General features: G+C 69.0%; 23 protein-coding genes. 14 read left to right on the top strand and 9 right to left on the bottom strand.

Going from position 1 to position 25,365, the window contains the following annotated elements; genetic code table 11:
* The first annotated feature begins 147 nt into the window (after positions 1 to 147).
* Positions 148 to 954, top strand: coding sequence for a class I SAM-dependent methyltransferase (locus ACO06I_RS05530; protein ID WP_421931593.1), 807 nt, complete (start codon positions 148 to 150; stop codon positions 952 to 954).
* On the opposite strand, the gene ACO06I_RS05525 is transcribed toward ACO06I_RS05530, so the two are convergent.
* The 3 genes from ACO06I_RS05525 to ACO06I_RS05515 are packed head-to-tail and all read right to left on the bottom strand — an operon-like array spanning position 951 to position 5,834.
* Positions 951 to 1,679 carry a DsbA family protein gene (locus ACO06I_RS05525; RefSeq protein WP_421931592.1) on the bottom strand — a complete coding sequence of 243 codons (729 nt, stop codon included), beginning with the start codon at positions 1,677 to 1,679 and terminating at the stop codon, positions 951 to 953. The two genes, ACO06I_RS05530 and ACO06I_RS05525, sit on opposite strands and share 4 nt — an antisense overlap.
* A 37-nt stretch (positions 1,680 to 1,716) precedes the next feature.
* Positions 1,717 to 3,120, bottom strand: a complete 1,404-nt coding sequence (locus ACO06I_RS05520; protein ID WP_421931591.1) for a M48 family metalloprotease — start codon at positions 3,118 to 3,120, stop codon at positions 1,717 to 1,719.
* Positions 3,121 to 3,170: 50 nt separating this feature from the next.
* The gene (locus tag ACO06I_RS05515) at positions 3,171 to 5,834 is read right to left on the bottom strand and encodes an Rne/Rng family ribonuclease (RefSeq protein WP_421931590.1); all 2,664 of its coding nucleotides are present in this window, start codon (positions 5,832 to 5,834) and stop codon (positions 3,171 to 3,173) included.
* Between the two features lie 408 nt (positions 5,835 to 6,242).
* Here ACO06I_RS05515 and ACO06I_RS05510 point away from each other — a divergent pair, with 408 nt between their 5' ends.
* The 4 genes from ACO06I_RS05510 (at position 6,243) to ACO06I_RS05495 (ending at position 11,816) form a co-directional block, all read left to right on the top strand.
* Entirely contained in the window at positions 6,243 to 7,448 is a 1,206-nt protein-coding gene (locus tag ACO06I_RS05510; protein WP_421931589.1) for an N-acetylmuramoyl-L-alanine amidase family protein, read from the top strand.
* Between the two features lie 59 nt (positions 7,449 to 7,507).
* Positions 7,508 to 9,925: a penicillin-binding protein 1A gene (locus tag ACO06I_RS05505; RefSeq protein WP_421931588.1), complete on the top strand. Its 2,418-nt coding sequence runs from the start codon at positions 7,508 to 7,510 to the stop codon at positions 9,923 to 9,925.
* 49 nt (positions 9,926 to 9,974) lie between these two features.
* Positions 9,975 to 11,088 (top strand): peptide chain release factor 2 gene (prfB, locus tag ACO06I_RS05500; protein ID WP_421931587.1). Its coding sequence is split into 2 segments (ribosomal slippage): positions 9,975 to 10,043 and positions 10,045 to 11,088, totalling 1,113 coding nucleotides; the frame shifts between segments, so codons are not numbered across the junction.
* Between the two features lie 26 nt (positions 11,089 to 11,114).
* Complete coding sequence (locus tag ACO06I_RS05495; protein WP_421931586.1) at positions 11,115 to 11,816, top strand: 2-phosphosulfolactate phosphatase; 702 nt, start codon at positions 11,115 to 11,117, stop codon at positions 11,814 to 11,816.
* Here ACO06I_RS05495 and ACO06I_RS05490 read toward each other — a convergent pair.
* The 5 genes from ACO06I_RS05490 to tyrS all read right to left on the bottom strand — a co-directional run bounded on the left by ACO06I_RS05490 (position 11,801) and on the right by tyrS (position 16,071).
* Entirely contained in the window at positions 11,801 to 12,220 is a 420-nt protein-coding gene (locus ACO06I_RS05490) for a DUF805 domain-containing protein (protein WP_421931585.1), read from the bottom strand. The two genes, ACO06I_RS05495 and ACO06I_RS05490, sit on opposite strands and share 16 nt — an antisense overlap.
* Positions 12,221 to 12,301: 81 nt before the next feature.
* Entirely contained in the window at positions 12,302 to 12,790 is a 489-nt protein-coding gene (locus tag ACO06I_RS05485) for a bactofilin family protein (protein ID WP_421931584.1), read from the bottom strand.
* Entirely contained in the window at positions 12,771 to 13,928 is a 1,158-nt protein-coding gene (locus ACO06I_RS05480; protein ID WP_421931583.1) for a M23 family metallopeptidase, read from the bottom strand. Before ACO06I_RS05480 ends, ACO06I_RS05485 begins: the two co-directional genes overlap by 20 nt.
* A gap of 296 nt (positions 13,929 to 14,224) precedes the next feature.
* On the bottom strand, positions 14,225 to 14,686 hold the full coding sequence (locus ACO06I_RS05475) for a peroxiredoxin (RefSeq protein WP_421931582.1): 462 nt from the start codon (positions 14,684 to 14,686) through the stop codon (positions 14,225 to 14,227).
* A gap of 56 nt (positions 14,687 to 14,742) precedes the next feature.
* Entirely contained in the window at positions 14,743 to 16,071 is a 1,329-nt protein-coding gene (gene tyrS, locus ACO06I_RS05470) for a tyrosine--tRNA ligase (protein ID WP_421931581.1), read from the bottom strand.
* Positions 16,072 to 16,316: 245 nt separating this feature from the next.
* Between tyrS and ACO06I_RS05465 the strand changes: the two genes are divergently transcribed.
* Together ACO06I_RS05465 and ACO06I_RS05460 are read left to right on the top strand one after the other, a co-directional pair.
* Entirely contained in the window at positions 16,317 to 16,871 is a 555-nt protein-coding gene (locus ACO06I_RS05465) for a DOMON-like domain-containing protein (protein ID WP_421931580.1), read from the top strand.
* Positions 16,868 to 18,070, top strand: coding sequence for an exo-beta-N-acetylmuramidase NamZ family protein (locus tag ACO06I_RS05460; RefSeq protein ID WP_421931579.1), 1,203 nt, complete (start codon positions 16,868 to 16,870; stop codon positions 18,068 to 18,070). Before ACO06I_RS05465 ends, ACO06I_RS05460 begins: the two co-directional genes overlap by 4 nt.
* 12 nt (positions 18,071 to 18,082) lie before the next feature.
* Here ACO06I_RS05460 and ACO06I_RS05455 read toward each other — a convergent pair whose 3' ends face one another.
* Positions 18,083 to 18,733, bottom strand: a complete 651-nt coding sequence (locus tag ACO06I_RS05455; RefSeq protein WP_421931578.1) for an alpha/beta hydrolase — start codon at positions 18,731 to 18,733, stop codon at positions 18,083 to 18,085.
* A gap of 154 nt (positions 18,734 to 18,887) precedes the next feature.
* Here ACO06I_RS05455 and ACO06I_RS05450 point away from each other — a divergent pair, with 154 nt between their 5' ends.
* The 7 genes from ACO06I_RS05450 to ACO06I_RS05420 are packed head-to-tail and all read left to right on the top strand — an operon-like array spanning position 18,888 to position 25,355.
* The gene (locus ACO06I_RS05450) at positions 18,888 to 19,334 is read left to right on the top strand and encodes an Rrf2 family transcriptional regulator (protein ID WP_421931577.1); all 447 of its coding nucleotides are present in this window, start codon (positions 18,888 to 18,890) and stop codon (positions 19,332 to 19,334) included.
* A complete protein-coding gene (locus ACO06I_RS05445) occupies positions 19,331 to 20,473 on the top strand; it encodes a cysteine desulfurase family protein (protein WP_421931576.1) in 1,143 nt (380 codons plus the stop codon). The genes ACO06I_RS05450 and ACO06I_RS05445 overlap by 4 nt, the downstream gene beginning before the upstream one ends.
* Before the next feature lie 11 nt (positions 20,474 to 20,484).
* On the top strand, positions 20,485 to 21,954 hold the full coding sequence (gene sufB / locus ACO06I_RS05440) for a Fe-S cluster assembly protein SufB (protein ID WP_421931575.1): 1,470 nt from the start codon (positions 20,485 to 20,487) through the stop codon (positions 21,952 to 21,954).
* A gap of 29 nt (positions 21,955 to 21,983) precedes the next feature.
* Positions 21,984 to 22,358: a hypothetical protein gene (locus tag ACO06I_RS05435; RefSeq protein WP_421931574.1), complete on the top strand. Its 375-nt coding sequence runs from the start codon at positions 21,984 to 21,986 to the stop codon at positions 22,356 to 22,358.
* Positions 22,358 to 23,104: a Fe-S cluster assembly ATPase SufC gene (gene sufC / locus ACO06I_RS05430; protein WP_421931573.1), complete on the top strand. Its 747-nt coding sequence runs from the start codon at positions 22,358 to 22,360 to the stop codon at positions 23,102 to 23,104. Before ACO06I_RS05435 ends, sufC begins: the two co-directional genes overlap by 1 nt.
* Positions 23,101 to 24,138: a Fe-S cluster assembly protein SufD gene (gene sufD, locus ACO06I_RS05425; RefSeq protein ID WP_421931572.1), complete on the top strand. Its 1,038-nt coding sequence runs from the start codon at positions 23,101 to 23,103 to the stop codon at positions 24,136 to 24,138. The genes sufC and sufD overlap by 4 nt, the downstream gene beginning before the upstream one ends.
* A gap of 2 nt (positions 24,139 to 24,140) precedes the next feature.
* Positions 24,141 to 25,355 (top strand): aminotransferase class V-fold PLP-dependent enzyme, encoded by a 1,215-nt coding sequence (locus ACO06I_RS05420; RefSeq protein WP_421931571.1) that lies wholly within the window; start codon positions 24,141 to 24,143, stop codon positions 25,353 to 25,355.
* Positions 25,356 to 25,365: the final 10 nt, after the last annotated feature.

Raw genomic sequence — 25,365 nt, 5'->3', positions numbered from 1 at the left:
CCAGATCATGACCTCCACCATCGCTCCCTCGCGGGGCGTTGGAGGGCGTGCGCGCGACTAGCCGCTTCCTTCAACAGCCCCGCCGGACACGGACGGGGCCTTGAGAGGATCGCCCTGTCTCCCGGATCACCGAGACAGGACCACCCGATGCCCCACGACGACCTCAACCCAAACGCCTTCTACGGCGGCGGCCTCGCCGTCGAGAGCTATGATCTGTTCGCCGCCCAGAACGGCAAGCTGACCGGCGACATCGACTTCTACCTCGACCTGGCCCGCGACCGCGGCGGCAGGGTGCTGGAGCTGGCCTGCGGCACGGGACGCATCCTGACCCCGCTGGTGGAGGCCGGGTTCGAGGTCACTGGGGTCGATATCTCGCGCGCCATGCTGGACCTGGCCGACCGCAAGCTGCAGGCCCTGCGGCCCTCGGCCTGGGGACGGGCGCGGCTGATCTGCTCGCCCATGCAGGACTTCGAGACCCAGGAGCGATTCGACCTGGTGCTGATCCCGGCCAGGTCCTTCCAGCACCTCACCGATCCGGCCGACCAGAGAAAGACCCTGGAGCGGGTCTGGCGCTGCCTGAATCCCGGCGGGATGCTGGTGATCGACATGTTCGACCCGCGGCTGGAGATGTGCGTCGGGACGCCTGATCCCTGGCCGGCGCGGGAGGTGGTCGATCCCGCCAGCGGCCGGCGTTTCCGGCGCACCTGCCTGGGCCGCCACACCGATCCCTTCCGCCAGACGACCGGCGAACGGATGCGCATCGAGGAACTGGACGTCCGGGGTTCGGTCCTGGGCAGCCATGAGACGTCCTGGACCCTGCGCTGGTCGACGCGCCAGGAGATGGCCTACCTGCTGGAGCTCACCGGCTTCGAGGCGGTCAGCGTCTATTCGGACTTCCAGCGCTCGCCGCCCGCCTATGGCGGAGAGCAGCTCTGGGTCGCCCGGGCGGTCTAGCCGATGGTCTTCAGGTCGCCGGCCTTGGCCTGGGCGATGGCGGCGCGCAGGGCCGGCAGGTCGGCGCCGGGGATCATCCGGTCCCCGACGATGAAGGCCGGCGTACCCTCGATGCCCAGGGCCTGGGCCAGTTCATGGGTGTCGCTGATCTGCTTGTTGATGGCCGCCGACTCACCGGCGGCCTTGGCCTGGGCGGGGTCGACGCCGACGGCGGCGAGGTGGCGGTCGATCGCCGCCTCGTCCAGCGCCTTCTCGCCCATGAAGCCCTGATAGAGGGCCAGGCCGTTGGCCTTGCCGGCGGGGGTCAGGGCGACCTTGGCGGCCAGGTTCGATTCGCCGCCAAAGATCGGGAATTCCTTGAATACGAAGCGGACATCCGGGTTGTCCTGGATGATCTTCACCACCTCGGGCGCGGAGGTCTTGCAGTAGCCGCAGCGGTAGTCGAAGAACTCCACCACCGTGATCTTGCCGTTCGGGTTGGCCACGAAGTCGCGGGGGTCCTGTTCCAGGGCCTTGCGATGCTTCACCAGGCCGGCCTTGGCGATGTCGGCCGCGTTGGCGATCTTCTTTTCCTGCAGCTTCTGCACCGCCTCCTCGATGACCTCGGGATGCTCCAGCAGATAGGCGCGCACCTTCTGGCCGAAGGCGGCGTCGGCCGTCTTCTGGCAACCGGAGAGCGACAGGACGGCGACGAGCGCCAGGGCGGCGGCTGGGAGGAGTTTCATGACGGCTGCTTAGCTTGAAGGGCGGGGATTGCGAAGGTCAGCGGAGCGAGCCGCGGCGGATCGAGCCTTCCTTGGCCAGATCCTTGAGGTCGTCCTTGCTGGGAGAAGAGGCCAGGACGATGTCGGTGGCGCGGCGCCATTCGGGCGTCGCCTTGTCCAGCTTCTCGCGGGCGCGCATGGCGAAGACCAGGGCCTGCTGCCGGTTGCCGATCTGGAAATTGTATTCGGCGGTGGCGTAGCGGGCCAGGCCGTCCTGTTCCTTGTGGTCATAGGCCTGGGCCAGCAGACGCCAGGCCTCGGCGTTCTCCTCGTCCAGGGACAGGGAGCGCTTCAGCTCGCCGATTCCCTCGTCGACCTTCTTCTCGTCGGTGAGCGCGATCAGGGTCTGGCCCAGATTGATGCGCAGCAGCGGCGCCTCGGGCTTCAGTTCGACCGACTTGCGCTGCGGCGCCTCGGCCTCGTCGGCCCGGCCGAACTCGAACAGGATCTGGCCCTTCAGCTCGTAGAGGTAGGGGTTGTCCGGGTGCTCGGCGAGGAGGCCGTCGATGATCTTCAGCGCCTTGTCCGGCTCCTTGAGCTGGTAGTAGGCGATCGCCCGGCCATAGCGGGTCGTGTAGGATTGATCCTTCTCGTCCAGCTTGCCCATCACCAGCTGGGGATTGATGAAGGCGTCGAGCTTCATCTTCATGACCGCGTGTTCGGTCATCGCTTCCGGCGCGTCCTTCGCGCCGTAGTGGGCCAGGACCTCGGCGCGGCCGCGCAGGGCCTCGATCCGGTCGGAGGACAGGGGGTGGCTGCGGAAATAGGCGAAACGCCGCGCTTCCTGGAAGACCTCCTGATAGCGGAAGTTGTCGAAGAACTCGACGAGGCCGCGGCCCGACAGGCCGGCCTTCTCCAGATAGGTCAGGCCCGCCTGGTCGGCGCGGGATTCCTGCTCGCGGCTGTAGCCCATGGCCCCCAGGGCCCCAAAATAGTTGGCGCTGCCCACCAGGGCCGCGGCGCCCTCGGCCGAGCCCGCCAGGGCCGCCAGCACGCCCAGGCCCATGGTCAGCAGGAAGGGCTTCATGCCCGCGGCGTTCATGTCCCCGGAACGGGCGGAGTGGCCGCCGGCCAGGTGGCCGATTTCGTGGGCCATGACCCCCTGAAGCTGGTTGGGGTTCTCGGTCTCCAGAATCAGGCCGGTATAGACCGCCATCTGGCCGGGCCCGGCCGAGGCCTGCAGGTCCTTCGATCCGATCAGCAGGATGTGGATGGCCTTGGCGTCGACGCCCGCGGCCTCGAACAGCGGCGTGGCGTCCTTGCGGAGGGTCTCTTCGATCTCGGTGTCGCGGATCAGCGACACCCCCTCCTGGGCCCGGGCGGGGGCCGCCTGGAGCACCAGGCTGAGGGCGGCCGTCGCCGTCAGGACCAGCCGGGGAAGCGAACGGGCAGGGGACGCCATTCCAGAAACTCCTAGCGCCCCCCAGTCCTTCATGCGGTCAGCCTAACCCGTCAGCCCCGACGCCACCAGCCTTTGCGGGGCGCGGCCGGCGGGGTGGAGATTTCCGCCGGATCGGGTTCCTTGACCTTGGCGGCCACGGGTTCCGGCGCGGGCGCCGGTTCCGGAGCCACGACCTCGGCCCCGGGCTCGGCCACGGCCTCTTCGGCGGCGGCTTCCACCGGCGCGGCCTCGGCCTTGGGCTTGCGGGCCCGGGTCTTCTTCACCGGGGCGGCGGGCGCCTCGGCCTCGACGACCGGCTCGGGCTCGGGAAGCGGCGCGGCCGCCTCTTCGATCACCGCGACCGGATCGGGCGCTTCCTCGCGGGCCGGAGCCTCGGCGGCTTCACCCTCTTCGCCGGCGCGACCGCGGCCTCGGCCACGACGCGCACGGGTCTTCTTGGGCTTCTCGTCCAGGGCCGGCAGTTCGACCCACATGTCGTCGCCGCCTTCGACCGCGGGCGCGATCATCGGCGAGCTTTCCTGGACCACGGTCTCGGCGGCCGAGGCGACCGACGCGGCGGCGCTGTCATTGGCCGGCGCCGGGGTGCGGAAGTCTTCCGCCGGATCGTGCCAGACGAAGGGGTCGTCGCCGTAGGGCACCCAGGGACGGGTCCAGGAGAAGGCGTCCTGCGGACGGCTGTCGTCGCGCATCCGGCGACCGCCCCTGCGGCCACGCCGGCGGCGTCGGCCGCCCTGGCCGTCGTCCTCGAACTCACCCTTGGCCTCGACCGGCGCGCGCGGCTCGGCGGCCGGCTGGTCGGGGCGAGGTTCACCGTCGCGACGTCCGCGGCGACGGCGACGGCGACCACGGCCGGCGCGCTCGCCGTCGTCCTCGCCACGTTCCTCGGTGCGGCCCTCGGCCTGGCGGGCCACCACGGGATCGCGGCCGCCCTCGTACTCTTCGTCTTCCTCGGCTTCGAGGATCTCTTCGTCGTCTTCTTCCTCGTCCTCGATGGCGCTGTCATCGAAGTCGTCGTCGTCAGGCACATAGGCCTGCAGCGGCGTGTGATGCACCACCGCGTGCTCGGGCCGCGCCTCGCTGGCCGTGCGCTCGATCTCGTGCTCGGCGTGGGACATGGCGTCGTCGATGACGATGGTGACGAACAGGCCCAGACCTTCGTGGATGCGGGCCAGGTGGCTGCGCTTCTCGTTGAGGATGTAGAGGCCGACGGCGCGCGGAACCTTCAGGGTGGCTTCGCCGCCGCCCTTCAGGGCCTCGCCCTCGACGGTGCGCAGGGCCGACAGGGCGCTGGACTCCACCGAACGGACGCGGCCGGTGCCGGCGCAATGTTCGCAGACGTGGGTGGTGCCTTCCAGCACGCCGGAACGACGGCGCTGGCGGCTGATCTCCATCAGGCCAAAGCTGCTGATCTTGCCCATCTGGACCCGCGCGCGGTCGTCCTTCAGGGAGTCCTTCAGCTTCTTCTCGACCGCCCGGTTGTTCTTCGACTCATCCATGTCGATGAAGTCGATGACGACCAGGCCAGCGAGGTCGCGCAGACGCAGCTGGCGGGCGGTCTCTTCGGCCGCCTCCATGTTGGTCTTCAGCGCGGTGGCCTCGATGTTCCGCTCACGCGTCGCGCGGCCGGAGTTCACGTCGACGGCCACCAGGGCCTCGGTCTGGTTGATCACCAGATAGCCGCCCGAGCGCAGGGGGACGGTGGGGGTGTAGATCTGGGCGAGGTGGTCCTCGACCTTGTGCTTGACGAACAGCGGGGTCGGCTCGCGGTAGGCCTGAACCTTCTTGGCCTGCGAGGGCATCAGCATGCGCATGAAGTCGCGGGCTTCCTTGAACCCGGCCTCGCCCTCGACCCAGACCTCGTCGATGTCCTTGTCGTAGAGGTCGCGGATCGTGCGCTTCACGAGGTCTTCTTCCTCGTAGATCAGCGCCGGGGCGACGGAATGCAGGGTCTTGTCGCGGATGTTCTCCCACAGCCGCAGCAGATACTCGTAGTCCCGCTTGATCTCGGCCTTGGTGCGCTTGGCGCCGGCGGTGCGCACGATCAGGCCCATGCCCTGCGGCACGTCCAGGCTCTGGACCACGCCCTTCAGGCGCTTGCGGTCGGTGGCCGTGGTGATCTTGCGGGAAATGCCGCCGCCACGGGCGGTGTTGGGCATGAGCACGCCGTAGCGGCCGGCCAGCGACAGGTAGGTGGTGAGGGCCGCGCCCTTGTTGCCGCGCTCTTCCTTGACGACCTGGACCAGCATGATCTGCCGGCGGCGGATCACTTCCTGGATCTTGTAGCGACGCATCAGCCGCCGGCGACGCCGGGCGACCTCCTCGTCCATGACGTCGTCGTCGTCGTCGCTGTCGGTGGCGGCGTCTTCCTCGTCGTCATCCTCGGACGTGGGATTGCCCCGGCCGCGAGGCTCGGGGTGGTCGTCTTCGTCCTCGGCCTCTTCGCGCATCAGCGCTTCGCGGTCGGCCACCGGAATCTGGTAGTAGTCCGGGTGGATTTCGTTGAAGGCCAGGAAACCGTGCCGGTTGCCGCCGTATTCGATGAAGGCGGCCTGGAGCGAGGGTTCGACCCGCGTCACCTTGGCGAGGTAGATGTTTCCCCGGAGCTGTTTGCGGTTCTGGCTTTCGAAATCGAATTCTTCAATCCGGGTTCCGTCGACCACCACCACACGCGTCTCTTCTGCGTGAGCGGCGTCGATAAGCATTTTCTTGGACATATAGGCGATCTCCGTGGCGCGCCTGGAGCTCTCGGCTCGGGCGCTGCCGGTTTGTCATGAGGGCGCGCACGCCTTCGCCGGCCGCGTCAGGGACGCGGGCGGTGCAAGGCCGAAAAGGGGCTCGAGCGGCGCTGCCCATAGTGTGTTTCCCAGGCGCGCTTTGATGGAGCGCGGATCGGATTGATGCGTCATGGCCGAGGATTCGGCCGAAGCCGACGCAGGCTTTCGCGCGGAACATGGTCCTGACAGGCAGGACGTCCTCCAGCGCGGCCGCGACATTGCAACACTAAGCTGAAAAAAGAAAGACAATCGGCTTCAGCCTCGGTTCAGCCTGGAGGGGTTAACCGTTTCTCCACGCTGTTAAGGGGTATATGGGGTTCAAATCAGATGCGTGTGGTGTGGGGCCGGATGCTCGCGAAAGTAGGCGGCGTCTTCGAAAAGTTCGGAAAGCGTACCCTGGCGGCGGTCGCCGCGGGCGTGTGCTGTCTCGCCTTCGCGGCCGTGGGCCAGGCCAACGCCTCGGGCGGCGGCGTCCTCAAGGTCCGCCTCGGCGGCGACCAGACTGAAACCCGAATCGTCATCGACCTCGACCGCTCCGCCACCGCCAAGGTGGCGTCCGATGGCCAGGACGACCGCCGCGTCGTCATGAACCTGCCGGGGGTCAATGTGGACCGCACCCTGCAGGGCGCAGGCCAGGGGCTGGTGAAGACCTGGATGCTGGATGGCGGGCCGATGGGCGCGCGCCTGCGGATCGATCTGGCCTCCGACGCGGTGATCAAGCGCCGCTTCCTGCTGCCGCCGGCCGACGGCGCGGCCAACTACCGCTATGTGATCGACCTGGCCGCCGCGACGCCCGGCGCCGCCAACGCCGGCCGGGTGATGATGATCTCGGCGCCCGCCGCCATCCGTCCGCCGCCGCTGTCGCTCAAGAAGACCGTCGTCATCGACGCCGGCCACGGCGGCAAGGATCCCGGCGCCATCGGCGCCATCGGCTCCAACGGCTACGAGAAGGACGTCACCCTGGCCGCGGCCCTGGCGCTGAAGTCGCGCCTGGAGCGCACCGGCCGCTACCGCGTCGTCATGACACGGTCGGCCGACGTCTATGTGCCCCTGGAAACCCGCGTGCCGATCGCCCGCAAGTCGGGGGCCGACCTGTTCATCTCGCTGCACGCCGACTCGGGCCCCACCACCAACACCCGCGGCGCCAGCGTCTACACCCTGGCCGACCGCGCGGTGGCCCGCTCGGCCAAGCTGGTCTCCAAGGACGACTGGTTCATGAAGGCCGGACTGCAGGGGGACCGGGGCGTCTCGGGCATCCTGTTCGACCTGACCCAGCGCTCCACCAAGAACCGCTCGGCCAAGTTCGCCGAGATGCTGCTCGACCGGATTTCCGACGGCGACATGCTGCTGCTGCGCCGCAGCCACCGCGAGGCCGGCCTGGCCGTTCTGCTGGCGCCCGACGTGCCCGCCGTGCTGCTGGAGATGGGCTTTGTGAACAACGCCGAGGACGAGGCGTTCCTCCGTGATCCGGCCGGCCGGGCCAGGCTGATGAACGCCGTCGGCGACTCCATCGACGCCTATTTCGCCCAGGAAACCCGGCTGGCCTCGCGCTAAGTCCGAAGGCCGCGCAAATCCGGCTTTCCCTTTTTCCAAACCCGCTCTAGACGATGGCGATGCGGGAGGAGGGCGCCCGCGGAGGTCTGTCAGTCTTGAACCCCCCGGAAAGATGGGTCGCGATCGCCGGCGTCGCCGTGTTGAGCGCAATCGCGGTGGCTGGGTTCGCCATCGCCATCTATGCGGCCTGGCTGTTCCACGACATGCCCGATGCGGGCGACCTGGTGGACTATCGCCCGCCCACCGCCACCCGAGCCTATGCCTGGGACGGCACCCTGATCGGCGAATTCTCCCGCGAACGCCGCATCTTCGTCCCCTACGACAACATCCCGCCACAGCTGGCCCAGGCCTTCCTGGCGGCCGAGGATCGCAACTTCTTCCAGCACTCGGGCGTGGACGCCATGGGCCTGACCCGGGCGATGATGCGCAACGTGCTCAACGCCGCCCGGGGCAAGCGCCTGGAGGGCGGCTCCACCATCACCCAGCAGGTGGCCAAGAACGTCCTGCTCACCAGCGACGCCACCGTCGGCCGCAAGCTGAAGGAGGCCATCCTGGCGCGGCGTCTGGAGCAGACGCTGAACAAGGAGCAGATCCTCGAGCTCTATCTCAACGAGATCTGGCTGGGGTACCGCTCCTATGGGGTCGGCGCGGCGGCCTACAACTATTTCGGCAAGTCGATTTCCGACCTCAGCCTGGCCGAGTGCGCCTATCTGGCGGCCCTGCCCAAGGGGCCGGACAACTACCATCCGATCCGGCGCAAGGCGAACGCCATCGCTCGCCGCAACTGGATCATCGGCCAGATGGCCGACCTGGGCTGGGTCAGCCGCGCCGACGCCGACAAGGCGCTGAAGGAGGACCTCAAGGTCCAGAACGCCCCCAGCCGCGCCAAGTACCGCGACGCCGACTTCTTCGTCGAGGAGGTGCGCCGCCGGGGCCTGGCCACCCTGGGCCAGAGGCTGAATGAGGGTGGCTACTACATGCGCACCACCCTCGATCCGGAGATGCAGACGGCCGCCCGCGTGGCCCTGATGCATGGCCTGGAGCAGTACGACCGCCGCCACGGCTGGCGCGGCGCCTGGGGCCACGTCACCATCGCGCCCGGCTGGGAAGCGCTCGCCAAGAAGAAGACCCTGCCGGCCGAACGCCGCAGCTGGCGCCCGGCCGTGGTCACCGAGTCCTCCAACAGCAACGTCCGCATCCAGGTGGCCGAGAGCGGCGACACCGGCGCCCTGGTGGGCGAGGACGTCGCCTGGGCCCGCGCCGGCAAGGGCGTGCCCGTGGTGGGCGACCTGATCTTCGTGGAGCCCGTCGAGGGCGGCGGCTACCGCCTGAAGCAGGTGCCCGCGGTCAACGGCGCCCTGGTGGCCATGGAGCCCAACTCCGGGCGCGTCCTGGCCATGGTGGGGGGCTATTCCTTCTCGCTCTCCAACTTCAACCGCTCCACCCAGGCGATGCGTCAGCCGGGTTCGGCCTTCAAGCCCCTGGTCTACGCCACGGCGCTGGAGAACGGCTACACGCCGGCCAGCGTGGTGATGGACAGCGCCATCACCCTGAAAGGCAACGCCGGCGAGGACTGGACGCCGGAGAACTACAACAAGAAGTACTATGGGGCGCTCGCCCTGCGGAAAGGCCTGGAGCTGTCGCGCAACGCCATGACGGTGCGCCTGGCCCAGGGGGTCGGCATGTCGAAGATCCGCGACATGGCCATCAAGCTGGGCGTGGTGCGCGACATGGAGCCGGTGCTGGCCATGGCCCTGGGCGCCGGCGAGACCACCCCGTTCAAGCTGACCGCGGCCTACGCCTCCTTCGTCAATGGCGGGCGCAAGGTCGAGCCGCACCTCATCGAGCTGGTGCAGGACCGCGAGGGCAAGACCATCTTCCGCGCCGACAAGCGCGACTGCGCCCGCTGCGACGCCGGCTTCAACGGCGATGAGAGCCCGCGCATCGCCCCCGGCGGGGCCCAGATGATGGACCCGATCACCGCCTACCAGATCACCTCCATGCTGCAGGGCGTGGTCCAGCGCGGCACCGCCACCTCGGTGGGCGTGCTTGGCCGTCCCGTCGGCGGCAAGACCGGCACCACCAACGAATACCGTAGCGCCTGGTTCGTGGGCTTCACCCCCCAGGTCGTGGCCGGCGTGTTCGTGGGCTTCGACGACAACCGCAGCCTGGGCGAGGGCGAGACCGGCACCGTGGCCGCCGTGCCGATCTTCACCGAGTTCATGATGGAGGCCACCAAGGGCCTGCCCAAGACCGAGTTCAAGGCGCCCAAGAACGCCAAGTTCGTCATGGTCCGCGGCATCCGCGAGGCCTTCAGGCCCGGCACCGAGCCCAAGGTCGCCGTCTCGGCGGGGGCCTATCGCCCCAGCGAGGGCCCGCAGCCCTATCAGCAGGTCTGGCCAGACGGGCAACCCACCGGCGCGCCCGCGCCGCCGGCCCCTCCGAAGAAGCAGGATGACATGAGCGGGTTGTACTAGGGCGGGCAAACCGCTACTGCCCCCGGCTCACGTTTCGAAGGAATTCCCCATGAGAGCGGATGTTGAGGCTGCCAAGGCCGACATCGAGCAGTCGATCGAACTGCTCAGGAGGCGTCTTTGACTGGGAACCTGCGCTTCGAAAACTTCACGAGCTGAACGCCCGGGTCGAGGACCCGACCCTCTGGGATAACGCCGCGGCCGCCCAGGCCATCACCCGCGAACGCAGCCAGTTGGCCGCGAGCGTGGAGTCGGTGCTGTCCATCGAACGCGACCTCGAGGACGCCCTCGGCTATGCCGAACTGGCGGACGAGGAGGGCGACGAGGCGACGCTGGACGAGGCGCGCGCCCAGCTGAAGGCCATCAAGGAGCGCGCCGGTCGGGCCGAACTGGAAGCCCTGCTCTCCGGCGAGGCCGACAGCAACGACGCCTTCATGGAAATCAACTCCGGGGCCGGGGGCACCGAGTCCAACGACTGGGCCGGCATGCTGCTGCGCATGTACACCCGCTGGGCCCAGGCTCACGGCATGACGGTGGACTTCCTGGAGGAGACCGCCGGCGAACAGGCCGGGATCAAGTCGGTGACCCTGCAGATCAAGGGGCACAACGCCTATGGCTGGCTGAAGACCGAGGCCGGGGTGCACCGCCTGGTGCGCATCTCGCCCTTCGATTCGGCCGCCAAGCGCCACACCAGCTTCGCCTCGGTCTGGGTCTATCCGGTGGTGGACGACACCATCGTCATCGACATCAACCCCTCCGACGTGCGCACCGACACCTACCGGGCCTCGGGCTCCGGCGGCCAGCACATCAACAAGACCGACTCCGCCGTGCGCCTGACCCACATCCCCACCGGGGTCGCGGTGGCCTGCCAGGCCGGGCGCTCGCAGCACCAGAACCGGGAAGAGGCCTGGAAGATGCTGCGCGCCCGCCTCTACGAGCTGGAGCTGCAGAAGCGCGAGGCCGAGGCCCAGGCGATGCAGGACCAGAAGACCGATATCGGCTGGGGCCATCAGATCCGCTCCTACGTCCTGCAGCCCTACCAGATGGTCAAGGACCTGCGGACCGAGGTGGAGACCTCCGACACCCAAGGGGTGCTGGACGGCGATCTGGACGCCTTCATGGGGGCGTCCCTGGCCCAGCGGGTCGGCATCACCCGCGAGGGCTAGGCGCGCGACAGCCAGGGAGTCGTCCGATGATCCGTTGCGAGTGGGGGCGTGAGGGGATCGAGGCCCTCAGATCGCAGGTCTCGGTGTTCGTGATCGTCGATGTGCTGTCCTTCTCCACGGCGGTGGACATCGCCGTGGGCCGTGGGGCGAGCATCTATCCCTTTCCCCTGGGCGACCACGCGGCGGCGAAGGCCGCGGCCGAGAAGGTCGGCGCCATGGCGGCCGCGCCCAAGCGCGCCGCGGGCGGCCAGTTCAGCCTGTCGCCCGCCAGCCTGCGCGACCTGAACCCCGGCGACCGCCTGCTGCTGCCCTCGCCAAATGGCTCACGGCTCTCCCTGGCCTGTGGCGACACCCCCGTGCTGGCGGGGTGCCTGCGCAACGCCAAGGCCGTGGCCGCCCGGGCCCGGGCGCTGGCGGGGCAGGGCGACATCGGCCTCATCCCGGCGGGTGAGCGCTGGCCCGGTGACACCCTGCGCCCGGCCATCGAGGACCTGATCGGCGCGGGCGCCATCATCGAGGCGCTGGAGGGGGAGATGACCGCCGAGGCCCGCGTGGCCCGCGACGCTTGGCGTAGCGCCGCGCCCGACCTCGAGGCGCTGATCCGGGACTGCCGGTCGGGCCGCGAGCTCATCGAGCGCGGCTTCGCGATCGATGTGGACCTGGCGCTTGAGCGGGGCGTCAGCGCCGCGGCGCCGATGCTCCGCGACGGCGCCTACGTCACCGTCTGAGTGTCGGGCGCCGGAACGGTGGCCTTCGGATCGGGCCCGAAACGGTTGTCGCCGGGCGTCCCCTCCAGAACCATGAAGATCAGCACCACCAGCTGACCGAGGATCGGGATCACGCCCAGCAGCAGCCACCAAGCCGTCCGGCCGCTGTCGTGCAGCCGGCGGAAGCTCACCGCCAGGGCGGGGACGAAGATGTAGAGGCAGAAGCCGATATAGGCGAGGGCGACGATCGCCGAGGCCGGGGAGCCGAACGGATCATGTTCCAGGTCCCCGCCGACGAACCAGGACAGCACCCTGGCCAGCACCTGCACGATGACGAGGAAGAGGACGAAGAGCCAGTATTCCGAGCGACGGGCGCGGCCGTTGAAGTCGGCGTACTTCCGTAGCGGTTGCAGCATCTGGTCCATGTCGCGCTCCCATACCGGTGGGGAAGCTTAGCCTTTGCGCGCTGGGCCGCAACCTTGCGGTTTGGAGCCGGCGGACCCGCCCTAGACCGGCTTGGGCGCCAGTCCCGGGGTCGGCGCGGGGGCCTGGGCCAGCGGGCTCGGGGCCGGAGTCGGCGGGGTGGCCGGGCGCTGGAATTTCAGGCTGCGGCCCTGGAAGAAGGCGCCGGTCTCCATGGCCAGCTGCTCATGGGTGATGTCGCCGTCGACATAGGCGGTGCCGTAGAGGCGGACCTGCTTGGCGGTGACGGCGCCGATGATGCGGCCGCGGGCCTCGATGGCCTCGGCATAGACGCCGCCCTCGATGTGGCCGGTCTCGCCGACGGTCAGCTTGCCCACCCGCACGTCGCCGCGGACGACGCCGTCGATGTGGACCTCGCCCTCGCCGGTGACATTGCCCTCGATGGTGATGTTCTCGCTGATCAGCGAGGCCGCCCGGGGCGCCTTGCGCTGGGGCTCCGCCGCGAGAGGGGCCGGGGCCGCGTCGAACTTCACGGGAGGCTTGGCGGGGGTCTTAGCTGTCTTGGAGAACATAATCGCCGGCTTTCACGAAACGGTCGGGGTTCTGGGCGCGTCCGTTGACCCAGACCTCGTAATGAAGATGCGGACCGGTGGAGCGGCCGGTCGAACCCATGGCCCCAATCCTCTGACCCACGGCCACGCGCTGCCCGATGCTGACCCCGATGGCCTGCAGGTGGGCGTAGCGCGTCTTGAAGCCGCCCCCATGGTCTATCTCGATGGTGTTGCCATATCCCGAACGCTGGCCGGTGAAGGACACCACGCCGGGCGCCGTCGTGTAGATCGGCACCCCGAACCCGCCCACGAAGTCGAGGCCGGAGTGGAAGGCCGGGCGCCGGGTGAAGGGATCGAAGCGGACGCCGAAGCCGCTGGACTGGCCGGTGTGGTTGGTGGGCCGGGCGAAGGGCAGCTTGGCGGCCGCCTCGGCCAGGGCCGTGGCCTCCGACATGTTCGTGGCCGCATGCTGGATGCGCACCGCGAAGCCCTCATCGACGTCGAGTACGGCGGCGAGCGCGCGCGGGTCCTTGGCCTCGATCAGCGGCCCGCCGAGGGAGCCGCCCTTGGGCGTGTAGGCGGTGGGGGTGAGGCCGGCGAGGCGGAAGGCCAGGCGCAGGCGATCGGCCCGGCTCTTGGCGAAGTTGTCGGCGGCGTCGATCAGCCGCTCCTGGCTGGCGCGGACCAGCTCGATGCGGCGCATGGGGTTGGTCCCGGCCGGGACATGGCTGGCGCGCTGGATCGTGGGGGCGAGCGCCTGGGTCAGGCCCGGCGCGCCCTTGACGTCCGTCAGCAGCATGGCGAGAGCCGCGTGGCGCTTCTCTATCGTCATGGCCAGCTCGTCCACCGAGCCGTTGGACGCGTTGAGCTGGGCGACGGCGCTGTTCAGGCGGGCCTGACGGTCGGCGATCCAGCGTTCGTACTTGGCCTGGGTGCGGGCGATCTCCTGATCGGTCGCCGACAGGGCCATGGCGTTCACCATCATGGCCGCGGTGCAGACCCCCATCCACAGGGCGCAGACCGCCAGGATGGAGGCGAAGGTCAGTTGTTTCCCGGTGGTCAGAACGAAGGCCCGCATCTCTCCGCCGGAGCGGACATAGAGGTGACGTTCGGGGAAAAGCTCTTCCAGCGATCGGCGAAGGCGCGAAAAGCGTGACATACACACCGCGTCGGCTAGGAACTGAAGTTCCGGCGATATGCGATGAGATTTTGGGTACGCGCAAGGGGCTTCGCGCCACGGGGGAGCGCAAGCCGGATCAGCCCAATTCTTAACCCGACTGGTTAACCGCGCGTGAACGGCCGCGCTAGCTTCTCAGACAAATCAAGGGCGTCTCGGAGGCGTAAACCGGCGGCCCGCGACAATTCTACAACAGCCCTGGGACGTGAAGGTTCCACCTGCACGCTGCGCAACGAGCCCCTTGCGGCGAGCGGTCGCAGGGCCGCCGGAGCTTGGCCTTAAAGGCTTTGCGCGGCCTTCAGCACCTCGGCGGCGTGGCCGGGAACCTTCACCTTGCGCCAGATGCGGGCGAGCTTGCCGTCCTTGATCAGGAAGGTGGAGCGTTCGATGCCCATGTACTTGCGCCCGTACATGTTCTTCTCGACCCAGGACCCGTAGCGCTCGATGACCGCGCCCTCCGGATCGGATCCCAGGGGCACGGCCAGATCATATTTCGCCGTAAACTTCGCGTGACTGGCCACCGAGTCCTTGGAGACCCCGATGAGACTCACCCCGGCCTTGGCGAACTCGGGCGCGAGGGCCGAAAACTCCTGGGCCTCCTTGGTGCAGCCGGAGGTGTCGTCCTTCGGATAGAAGTAGAGGACCAGGGCCTTGCCCTTGAAGTCGGACAGCCTCAGTGGCCCGTCCGCGCCGGCCAGTTCGAAGTCGGGGGCAGGGACGCCTTCGGTCACGTCGGTCATGGTCGTTCCTCGGTTGGGAAGGGCGACGACGCCGTCGCCGCCCTTCGAACTTGCCATCAGACCGGCTTGATCAGCACGATCTTCTTCTTGCCGACGGAGAGCTTGATGACGCCCTCCACCAGGTCGGCGCCCGTCAAGGTGCGGTCGCCGTCGGTCTCGGCCGCGTCATTGACCCGCAGGCCGCCGCCCTTGGCCAGGCGACGGGCCTCGCCGCGGGAGGTCGCCAGGCCGGCGTCGGCGGCCAGGGCCGCGAGCACGATCCCCACCTCGAGGTCCGTCATCGGGATCTCGAAGGTGGGCAGGTCCGACGACAGCGCGCCCTCCTCGAAGGCCTTGCGCGCGGCCTCGGCGGCGGTGTGGGCCGCCTGCGCGCCGTGCAGCATGGTGGTGGCGACATTGGCCAGCACCTTCTTGGCCTCGTTGATGTCGGCGCCCTGCATGGCCTCGTAGCGCGCGATCTCCTCCAGCGGCAGGTCGGTGAACAGGCGCATGAAGCGGCCGACGTCGGCGTCCTCGGTGTTGCGCCAGAACTGCCAGTAGTCGTAGGGGCTGCGCATGTCGGCGTTGAGCCAGACGGCCCCGCCCACGGTCTTGCCCATCTTCTGGCCCGACGCGGTGGAGAGCAGGGGCGTGGTGAGGCCGAAGGCCGGCTTCTGGTCGACGCGGCGGATCAGTTCCACGCCGTTGAGGATGTTGCCCCACTGGTCGGAGCCGCCCATCTGCAGGATGCAGCCGAACTTGCGCTCCAGCTCCAGGAAGTCGGTGGCCTGCATCAGCATGTAGTTGAATTCGAGGAAGGTCATCGGCTGCTCACGCTCCAGCCGCAGTTTGACGCTCTCGAAGCTGAGCATGCGGTTGATCGTGAAGTGGACCCCGAACTCCCGCAGGAACTCGACGTAGCCCAGCTTGTCCAGCCAGTCGGCGTTGTCGACCATGACCGCGTCGGTGGGGCCGTCGCCGAAGGTCAGGAACTTGGCGAACACCGTCTTGATATTGTTGATGTTCGACTGGATCTGGGCCTCGGTCAGCAGCGGCCGCGACTGGTCCTTGTCGGTGGGGTCGCCCACCTTGGTGGTGCCACCGCCCATCAGGACGATGGGCTTGTGGCCGGCCTGCTGCAGCCGGCGCAGCATCATGATCTGGATCAGGCTGCCCACGTGCAGGCTGGCCGCCGTGGCGTCGAAGCCGATGTAGCCGGTGATGGCGCCGGCCGACGCCGCCTCGTCCAGCTCCACCGGATGGGTGATCTGGTGGATGTAGCCGCGGGCCTGCATGGTCTTCAGCAGCTCGGACTTGAAGGCGGGTTGGTCGGCGGACATGGATCGTGACTCTTCAAAGGACGCGTGCGGCTCTAGCACGCGCTCATCTGCGATTTCGAGGGACATCTGACAGGGCTCCTGGATGGCGAAAGGCCGGAGACCGTCGATTTGAGGGGAGGGCGCCGACCGGGTTAGGGGTGGCGCGAGAGATCGATCCGCACCTGCTCTAGGGCAGGCGGTAGTAACGTCCGGCGAGGGCGGCGCGGGTGATCATGGGGCTAGCTACCGGTCTCGGGCCTGTCTCGTCAAGCTTGCGGCCGGGCCAGCGAATTGCTCTCCACCTTCGCGGCGCGCCCCGCTAGCATGGTCGCATGCGTCTAGCGTTGGAACGGCACGGCGACTCGCAGGGCGCGGCGGCCACGGGCATCGAGGTCGAGTTCGCCTGGGCCGCGCCCGGAACCCTGGCCCTGACCTATGTCGTGCGCGGCGACATCGCCGCCCTGGCCCTGCCGCCGCCGGCCGCCAGCCTCCGCACCGACGAGCTGTGGCGCCACACCTGCCTGGAGGCCTTCGTCGGAACGGTGGGTGACCCTGGCTACTATGAATTCAACCTCGCGCCGTCGGGCCAGTGGGCCGCCTACCGGTTCGGCGGCTACCGCGAGGGGATGGCCGACGCGGCCGACGCCGTCGACCCGCGGATCGTCACGGAGGCGAGCGCCGAGCGATTCACCCTTCGGGCGGTCCTCGCCCTGGACGCCTTGCCGGACCTGGCGCGCGACGCGGCCTGGCGTCTGGCCCTGTCGGCGGTGATCGAGGGGGCGGACGGCCGCAAGTCCTACTGGGCCCTGGCCCATCCGCCCGGCCGGGCGGACTTCCATCACGCCGATGGCTTTTCCCACGAAATCACCGCAGCAGAGCGCGCATGAAATTTGGCCTCGACCGACTCCTCGCCGATCCCGCCCTGCGCGCGCCGCTCAAGGGCCGCCGCGTGGCCCTGGTGGCCCACCCGGCCTCGGTGACCCAGGACCTGACCCATGCGCTGGACGCGCTCTCGGCCTGCGACGGGATCCAGCTGACGGCCGCCTTCGGGCCGCAGCACGGCCTGCGCGGCGACAAGCAGGACAACATGGTCGAGAGCCCGGACTTCGACGACCCCGTCCTCGGCATCCCGGTGTTCAGCCTGTATGGCGAGGTGCGCCGGCCGACGGGCCAGATGATGAGCACCTTCGACGTGGTGCTGATCGACCTGCAGGACCTCGGCTGCCGCATCTACACCTTCGTCACCACGCTCCGGTACATGCTGGAGGCCGCCGCCCAGCACGGCAAGGAGGTCTGGGTGCTGGACCGTCCCAATCCCGCCGGCCGGCCCATCGAGGGCCTGACCCTGCGCGAGGGGTGGGAGAGCTTCGTCGGCGCCGGACCGATGCCGATGCGCCACGGCCTGACCCTGGGGGAGATGGGTTCCTGGTTCATCAAGACGCTGGATCTGGACGTCGCCTACAAGGTCATCGAGATGGAGGGCTGGGCGCCGGAGGAAGCGCCCGGCCACGGCTGGCCGCTCGGCGAGCGCACCTGGGTCAATCCCAGCCCCAACGCCGCCAACCTCTGGATGGCGCGGGCCTATGCCGGCACGGTGATGCTGGAGGGCGCGACCCTGTCGGAGGGCCGCGGCACCACCCGGCCCCTGGAGCTGTTCGGCGCCCCGGACATCGACGCCCGCGCGGTGCTGGCGGAGATGCGGGGCTTCGCGCCCCAGTGGCTCCAGGGCTGCCTGCTGCGCGAATGCTGGTTCGAGCCCACCTTCCACAAGCATGTGGGCAAGCTCTGCAACGGCGTGCAGATCCACACCGAGGACCCCAGCTACGACCACCAGGCCTTCAAGCCCTGGCGCATCCAGGCCCTGGCGTTCAAGGCGATCCGCCGGCTCTATCCCGACTACCCGCTGTGGCGCGACTTCCCCTACGAGTACGAACTCGGGAAGCTGGCCATCGACGTCATCAACGGCGGCCCGCTGCTGCGGGAATGGGTGGATGATCCGGCCGCGACGGCCGACGACCTGGACGCGATCACCTTGCCCGACGAGCAGGCCTGGCGGATCGCGCGCCGGCCGCACCTGCTCTACTAGGCGGGGCGGAGCCTAGATCGGGTCGGCGGCGATCCGCTTGTCGAGATAGGCGCCGACGCGCTGTTCGACGTCGGGCAGGTTCTCGGCCCAGAAGTGGGTGGCGCCCTCGATCACCTCGTGGTCGATGACGATGCCCTTCTGGGTGCGCAGCTTGGAGACCACGCGCTCCACCTCCACCGGCGGCACCACGGTGTCGGCCCCGCCGTGCAGGATCAGGCCCGAGGCCGGGCAGGGCGCCAGGAAGCTGAAGTCGTACATGTTGGTGGGGGGCGAGACGGAGATGAAGCCGTCGGTCTCCGGGCGGCGCATCAACAGTTGCATGCCGACCCAGGCGCCGAAGGAGTAGCCGGCCACCCAGCACTGGGAGGCGGCGGGATTGGTGGTCTGCAGCCAGTCCAGCGCCGTGGCCGCGTCGGCCAGTTCGCCGATGCCGCTATCGAACTCGCCCTGGCTGCGGCCCACGCCGCGGAAGTTGAAACGCAGGACCGAGAAGCCGCGCTTCATGAACAGGTGGAAGAGCTGCACCGCCACCGGATGGTTCATCTGGCCGCCGGCGCGCGGGTGCGGGTGGAGGATCAGCGCGATCGGCGCCGTCTCGCTCTTCCCCGCCGAGTACCGGCCTTCGATGCGTCCGGCCGCACCGGTCAGAACCACTTCAGGCATGCCATCCTCACGTCGAATAGTTGACTCATGCGCTAGGTCTTCCTAGATCACGCCCATCGGACGAGCTCCTGGGATACGGCCCCGCGCAAGGCGGCGGCTTTAGCACAGGGGCCTCGTAAAACGCTCGAAAATTCGCAATCGGACCTCGCCGCCCATGCGCCTCAGCACCAAAGGCCGATACGCCGTGATGGCCATGGCCGATCTCGCGCGCCGCCAGGGCTGCGGGGATGACGGCGAACGCGCGGTGTCCCTGGCCGAGATCGCCGCTCGCCAGCAGATTTCGCTCTCCTATCTGGAGCAGTTGTTCGCCCGCCTGCGCCGCCGCGGCCTGGTGAAGAGCCTGCGCGGACCCGGCGGCGGCTACCTGCTGGCCCGCACGGCCGAGACCACCAACATCGCCGACATCGTCATGGCGGTGGACGAGCCCCTGCGCGCCACCCGCTGCGCGCCGAAGGGCAAGGGCTGCATGCTGAAGGGCGAGCGGTGCCTGACCCACGATCTCTGGGAGGAGATGGGCCGCCAGATCGAGGGCTATCTGGCCTCGGTCAGCCTGGCCGACGTGGTCACCGGCAAGCTGCGCGCCGCGCGGGAGGCCGCATGACCGGCGTCTATCTCGATTACAACGCCACCGCGCCGGTCCGCCCCGAGACCATCGCGGCCATGACCAGCGCCTTGGAGACCGTGGGCAACCCGTCCTCCGTCCACGCCGCGGGCCGCGCGGCCCGCGCGGTGGTGGAACAGGCCCGCGAATCCGTCGCCGCCTTGATCGGCGGCCCGGCCTCCACCGTGGTGTTCACCGGCTGCGGCACCGAGGCCAATGCGCTCGCCATCGAGAGCGCGGTGGCCACCGGCTCCCGGCGGCTGATCGTCAGCGCCATCGAGCACGAGAGCGTGGTGGAGACCGCCAAGGCCAGCGGGGCGGCGGTGGAGCTGCTGCCCGTCGGCGCCGACGGCCTGGCCGACCTGGTCTGGCTGAAGAGCCGGCTGGCGTCTTGGGACGCCGCCGACGGCAAGCCCTTCGTGGCCCTGATGCTGGCCAACAACGAGACCGGCGTCATCCAGCCGGTGTTCGAGGCCTCAGAGATCGTGCGGGCCGCCGACGGCTGGCTGCACGTCGACGCCATCCAGGCCGCCGGCAAGATCGCCGTCGACAGCCGGGCCCTGGGCGCCGACACCCTGACTATTTCCGGACACAAGTTCGGCGGGCCTCAAGGGGTGGGCGCGCTCACCTTCGGCCCCCGCGCCACCCTGGTGCGCCGCCAGCACGGCGGCGGGCAGGAGCGGGGACGTCGCGCCGGCACGGAGAACGTGGCGGGCGTCGCCGGCCTCGGCGCCGCGGCCCGCGCCGCCCTGCGCGATCTGGAGGCCTTCGCCGCCCAAGCCGCTTGGCGCGACCTCGCCGCCGCCTGCCTGGAGGCCGAGGGGGCGGTGGTGATCGCGCCGGATTCCCCGCGCCTGGCCAACACCCTCTGCATCGCCAGCCCGGGCCATGCCTCGGACTTGCAGGTGATGGGCCTCGATTTGATGGGCGTCATGGTCAGCGCCGGCTCGGCCTGCTCTTCAGGCAAGGTCAAGGCCAGCGCCGTGCTCACGGCCATGGGCCTGACCGACCTCGCCCCCTACGCCATCCGCGTCAGCGGCGGCTGGGGCGCCACCGAGAGCGACTGGGCGGCCTTCGTGGCCGCCTGGAGCGATGTTCATTCCCGTCACGCGGCTCGCCGCCGCGCGCCGGCGGCTTAGGAGTTCCCGTCATGGCCGCCGTCAAGCAGACCATCGAACACGTCGAGGCCCTGGAGAAGTACCAGCACGGCTTCGTCACCGACATCGCCCAGGACTTCGCCCCCAAGGGGCTGAACGCCGATATCGTGCGCTTCATCTCGGCCAAGAAGAACGAGCCGGAGTGGATGCTGCAGTGGCGCCTGGAGGCCTTCGAGCGCTGGCTGGCCATGGACGAGCCGCAATGGGCCAAGGTCCACTTCCCGCGCATCGACTATCAGGACAGCTACTACTACGCGGCCCCCTCCGAGAAGAAGGGCCCCAAGAGCCTGGACGAGGTCGATCCGGAGATCCTGGCCGTCTACGAGAAGCTCGGCATTCCCCTGAAGGAACAGGCGGTCCTGGCCGGGGTCGAGGGCGCGCCGCGCTACGCCGTCGACGCGGTGTTCGACAGCGTGTCGGTGGTGACCACCTTCAAGAAGGAGCTGGCCCAGGTCGGCGTGATCTTCTGCTCCATGAGCGAGGCGATCCGCGAGCATCCCGAGCTGGTGAAGAAATACCTCGGCTCGGTGGTGCCCGTTTCGGACAACTACTACGCCTGCCTGAACGCCGCGGTCTTCTCCGACGGCAGCTTCGTCTATGTGCCCCCGGGCGTCCGCTGTCCCATGGAGCTGTCGACCTATTTCCGCATCAATGCGGAGAACTCCGGCCAGTTCGAGCGCACCCTGATCATCGCCGACAAGGGCGCCTACGTCTCCTACCTGGAGGGCTGCACGGCCCCCATGCGCGACGAGAACCAGCTGCACGCCGCCGTGGTGGAGCTGGTGGTGATGGACGACGCGGAGATCAAGTATTCCACCGTCCAGAACTGGTACCCGGGCGATCCCGTGACCGGGAAGGGCGGCATCTACAACTTCGTCACCAAGCGCGCCGACTGCCGCGGCGACCGCGCCAAGGTGTCCTGGACCCAGGTGGAGACCGGCTCGGCGATCACCTGGAAGTATCCGTCCTGCATCCTGCGCGGTGAGGGTTCGGTGGGCGAGTTCTACTCCATCGCCATCACCAACGGCCGCCAGCAGGCCGACACCGGCACCAAGATGATCCACCTGGGCGCCAACACCCGATCGCGCGTGATCTCCAAGGGCATCAGCGCCGGGAAGTCCTCCAACACCTATCGGGGCCTGGTCTCTGCCCACCCCAAGGCCAAGGGCGCGCGCAACTTCACCCAGTGCGACTCCCTGCTGATCGGCAAGACCAGCGCGGCCCACACCGTGCCCTATATCGAGGCCCGCAACGGCTCCTGCGTCTTCGAGCACGAGGCCACCACCACCAAGCTCTCGGAAGACCAGCTGTTCTACGCCATGCAGCGCGGCCTCTCCCAGGAGGAGGCCGTCCAGCTGCTGGTCAACGGCTTCGTCAAGGATGTGCTGCAGGAGCTGCCCATGGAGTTCGCCGTGGAAGCCCAGAAGCTCGTCGCCATCTCCCTCGAAGGGTCCGTCGGATGACCCTCGCCCCATCGGAACGGATCGCCGCCATGTCCTTCAGGCAAGCCTTTGACGCCGAGCGTCTGAAACGCGACGCCGAACGCCGCGCCCGCGAGGACGCCGAGCGCGCCCGCCAGGAGGCCGACGAGGCCCGTTCGGTGGCTCTTTACGAGATCCTGGCCGCCGATCCCGCCTTCCTGGCCGAGAAGAAGCTGACCCTCGACCGCTCGCGGTACACCGTGATGCTCGAGCATCCGGACTTCCGCCTGCGCGCCTATTTCGAGGACGGCCAGGTCAATGTCACCGCCGCCGACAAGCGCTCGGCCACCACCATCACCGCGGCCCCCACCAAGCAGGAGTATGTCGACACCGTCGAACAGGCCCTGGACGTGCTGGCCCGCTACCTCGCCGACGAGACCATCTGATGCTGCATATCGAGAACCTGCGCGCCGAGGTGGACGGCAAGGAGATCCTCAAGGGTCTGAGCCTGGACGTGCCCGCGGGCGAGGTCCACGCGATCATGGGCCCCAACGGCGCCGGCAAGTCGACCCTCTCCTACGTGCTCACCGGCCGCGAGGGCTATGAGGTCACCGGCGGGACCGCCACCCTGGACGGGGTGGACCTGCTGGCCCTGGATCCCAACGAGCGGGCCGCGAAGGGCGTCTTCCTGTCCTTCCAGTATCCCCTGGAGATCCCCGGCGTCCCGGCCCTGACCTTCATCCGCACGGCCATGAACGCCCAGCGCAAGGCGCGCGGCGAGGCCGAGATCACCGCCCCGGCCTTCCTGAAGCTGGCCCGCGAGCATGCGGCCGCCCTGAAGATCGACTTCGAGATGCTCAAGCGGGCCCTGAACGTCGGCTTCTCCGGCGGCGAGAAGAAGCGGATGGAGATCTTCCAGATGGCCATGCTGGCCCCGCGCTTCCTGATCCTCGACGAGACCGATTCCGGTCTGGACATCGACGCCCTGAAGATCGTGTCGGAAGGCGTCAACGCCATGCGGGCGCCCGACCGCTCCATGCTGGTGATCACCCACTACCAGCGCCTGCTGGACTACATCAAACCCGACAAGGTCCACGTCCTGTCGGCGGGGCGCATCGTCGCCACCGGCGGACCCGACCTGGCGCTCGAGTTGGAGCGCGAAGGCTACGACAAGTACGCGAGGGCCGCTTGAGCCTCGCCACCGCCCTGAAATCCGGCGACGTCACCCTGCTGCCCGGCAAGCGTGACGAGGACTGGAAATGGACCGACCTGCGCGGCCTGCTGCGCGTCCTGCCGGCGGCCTCGCCGGCCAGCGACGCCGCCCTGCCGCCCGGCCCGTTCGGCGACCTGGGGGAGGGCGAGACCGCCCTGGTCAACGGCCGCCTGCGCGGCGACCCCGACCTCCTGACCCTGGCCGCCGGCCAGAGCCGGGTCCTGCGCCTGCGTTTCGTCTCCACCGCCGAGGGCTCCCACGCCGCCCATGTCGTCGTCGAGCTGGGGGAGGGCGCGGCCCTGACCCTGCTGGAGAGCTATGAGGGCCTGGCCGACGGTTACGTGGCCGACGCGGGCCTGGAGATCACCCTGGCCAAGGGCGCCCGCCTGGAGCGCATCGTGGTCGCCGCCGACACCGAGGGCGCGGTGTCGGTCAGCTCGGCCGTGGTGGTCCTGGCTCCCGAGGCCCGCTTCGGCCAGACCTTGCTCACCGACGGCGCCAAGCGCCAGCGGATCGAGACCCGCATCGCCCATCCGGGCGCCTTGGCCGAGGTCCGCCTCGACGGCGCCTATCTGCTGGCCGGCAAGCGCCACGCCGACCTCACCACCGTGGTGGAGCACCAGGGCGTGGACGGAACCACCAGCCAGCTCACCAAGGGGGTGGTCCGCGACCAGTCCCGCGGCGTCTTCCAGGGCCGGATCGTGGTGGAGGAGGGCGCCGACCGCACCGACGCCCGCATGCGCCACAACGCGCTGATCCTGTCGGACCGGGCCGAGGTGGACGCCAAGCCCGAGCTGCTGATCTTCGCCGACGACGTCCAGTGCGCCCACGGCAACACCATCGGGGCCCTGGACGAGGAGGCGCTGTTCTACATGCGCCAGCGCGGCCTGCCGGAGACCGAGGCCCGCGCCCTGCTGATCGAGGCCTTCGTCGGTCAGGTGGTCGAGCGCATCGACCACGAGCCGGCCCGCGAGCTCGCCCGGGCCTGGGCCGCCGACCGGCTGAGGGCCTGACCATGGCCTTCGACGTCGAAGCCGTCCGGGCCGAGTTCCCGATCCTGGCCCGCCAGGTGCACGGCAAGCCCCTGGTCTATCTCGACAGCGCCGCCTCGGCCCAGAAGCCGCGGGCGGTGATCGACGCCATGGTCCACGCCATGGAGCAATCCTATTCCAACGTCCATCGCGGTCTCCACACCCTCGCCAATGAAACTACAGAAGCCTATGAAAAGGCCCGTCAAAGCGTCGCCGACTTCATCCACGCAGACCTGGCCGAAATCGTCTTCACCAAGGGCGGGACGGAGTCCATCAACCTGGTCGCCGCGAGTCTCGGCGCCACGCTGACGGCCGGCGACGAGATCCTGCTCACCGAGATGGAGCACCACGCCAACATCGTGCCGTGGCACTTCCTGCGGGAGCGCCAGGGCGTGGTCCTGAAGTTCATCCCCGTCACCGATGACGGCCGCCTGGACCTGGACGCCATTCCCGACCTGCTGACCGCCAGGACCAGGGTCGTGGCCCTGACCCACATGTCCAACGTCCTGGGCACCGTGAACCCGGTGGCGGAGATCACCCGCCTGGCCCACGCCGCCGGCGCCGTGGTTCTGGTGGACGGCTGTCAGGCCATCGTCCACCAGCCGGTGGAAGTGAAGGCCCTGGACGTCGACTTCTACGTCTTCTCCGGCCACAAGCTCTACGGCCCCACCGGCATCGGCGTCCTCTACGGCAAGGCCGAGCGCCTGGCCGCGCTGCGTCCCTATCAGGGCGGGGGCGAGATGATCGCCTCGGTGGCCCTCGACGAGATCCTGTACGCCGATCCGCCGCACCGCTTCGAGGCCGGCACCCCGCCGATCCTGGAGGCCATCGGCCTGGGCGCGGCCATCGACTGGTTCGTCAAGCTGGACCGGCCCGCCGTCGCCGCCCACGAGCACCGGCTCTATGACCGGGTCCGCCAGGGCCTGGCCGGCGCCAACTGGCTGAAGGTGATCGGCGAGGCGCCGGGCAAGGGCGCCATCCTCACCTTCTCCATCGACGGCGCCCACGCCCACGACGTGGCCCAGATCCTCGACCGCTACGGCGTCGCCGTGCGGGCCGGAACCCACTGCGCGGAACCTCTGATGCGGCGCTTTGGCGTCACCTCGAGCGCCCGCGCCTCCTTCGCCCTATATAATACGGAGCGGGAAGCCGACGCCTTCGTCGACGCCCTGACCCGTACTCAAGCCTTCTTTGCGTAAGAGCCCGGAC

The sequence above is a fragment of the Phenylobacterium sp. genome (genome assembly GCF_965229015.1).
Taxonomy (GTDB): domain Bacteria; phylum Pseudomonadota; class Alphaproteobacteria; order Caulobacterales; family Caulobacteraceae; genus Phenylobacterium.
This window is presented reverse-complemented; position numbering and strand designations above follow the sequence as displayed.

Coding starts and splice junctions, on each gene's coding strand:
- ACO06I_RS05465 (WP_421931580.1), top strand. CDS start 16,317: ATGCGTCTAGCGTTGGAACGGCACGGCGACTCGCAGGGCGCGGCGGCC.
- ACO06I_RS05495 (WP_421931586.1), top strand. CDS start 11,115: ATGATCCGTTGCGAGTGGGGGCGTGAGGGGATCGAGGCCCTCAGATCG.
- ACO06I_RS05505 (WP_421931588.1), top strand. CDS start 7,508: ATGCGGGAGGAGGGCGCCCGCGGAGGTCTGTCAGTCTTGAACCCCCCG.
- ACO06I_RS05445 (WP_421931576.1), top strand. CDS start 19,331: ATGACCGGCGTCTATCTCGATTACAACGCCACCGCGCCGGTCCGCCCC.
- ACO06I_RS05435 (WP_421931574.1), top strand. CDS start 21,984: ATGTCCTTCAGGCAAGCCTTTGACGCCGAGCGTCTGAAACGCGACGCC.
- ACO06I_RS05420 (WP_421931571.1), top strand. CDS start 24,141: ATGGCCTTCGACGTCGAAGCCGTCCGGGCCGAGTTCCCGATCCTGGCC.
- ACO06I_RS05515 (WP_421931590.1), bottom strand. CDS start 5,834: ATGTCCAAGAAAATGCTTATCGACGCCGCTCACGCAGAAGAGACGCGT.
- ACO06I_RS05520 (WP_421931591.1), bottom strand. CDS start 3,120: ATGGCGTCCCCTGCCCGTTCGCTTCCCCGGCTGGTCCTGACGGCGACG.
- ACO06I_RS05450 (WP_421931577.1), top strand. CDS start 18,888: ATGCGCCTCAGCACCAAAGGCCGATACGCCGTGATGGCCATGGCCGAT.
- ACO06I_RS05530 (WP_421931593.1), top strand. CDS start 148: ATGCCCCACGACGACCTCAACCCAAACGCCTTCTACGGCGGCGGCCTC.
- ACO06I_RS05475 (WP_421931582.1), bottom strand. CDS start 14,686: ATGACCGACGTGACCGAAGGCGTCCCTGCCCCCGACTTCGAACTGGCC.
- ACO06I_RS05455 (WP_421931578.1), bottom strand. CDS start 18,733: ATGCCTGAAGTGGTTCTGACCGGTGCGGCCGGACGCATCGAAGGCCGG.
- ACO06I_RS05510 (WP_421931589.1), top strand. CDS start 6,243: ATGCTCGCGAAAGTAGGCGGCGTCTTCGAAAAGTTCGGAAAGCGTACC.
- sufC (WP_421931573.1), top strand. CDS start 22,358: ATGCTGCATATCGAGAACCTGCGCGCCGAGGTGGACGGCAAGGAGATC.
- ACO06I_RS05525 (WP_421931592.1), bottom strand. CDS start 1,679: ATGAAACTCCTCCCAGCCGCCGCCCTGGCGCTCGTCGCCGTCCTGTCG.
- ACO06I_RS05485 (WP_421931584.1), bottom strand. CDS start 12,790: ATGTTCTCCAAGACAGCTAAGACCCCCGCCAAGCCTCCCGTGAAGTTC.
- ACO06I_RS05460 (WP_421931579.1), top strand. CDS start 16,868: ATGAAATTTGGCCTCGACCGACTCCTCGCCGATCCCGCCCTGCGCGCG.
- ACO06I_RS05480 (WP_421931583.1), bottom strand. CDS start 13,928: ATGTCACGCTTTTCGCGCCTTCGCCGATCGCTGGAAGAGCTTTTCCCC.
- sufB (WP_421931575.1), top strand. CDS start 20,485: ATGGCCGCCGTCAAGCAGACCATCGAACACGTCGAGGCCCTGGAGAAG.
- tyrS (WP_421931581.1), bottom strand. CDS start 16,071: ATGTCCCTCGAAATCGCAGATGAGCGCGTGCTAGAGCCGCACGCGTCC.
- ACO06I_RS05490 (WP_421931585.1), bottom strand. CDS start 12,220: ATGGACCAGATGCTGCAACCGCTACGGAAGTACGCCGACTTCAACGGC.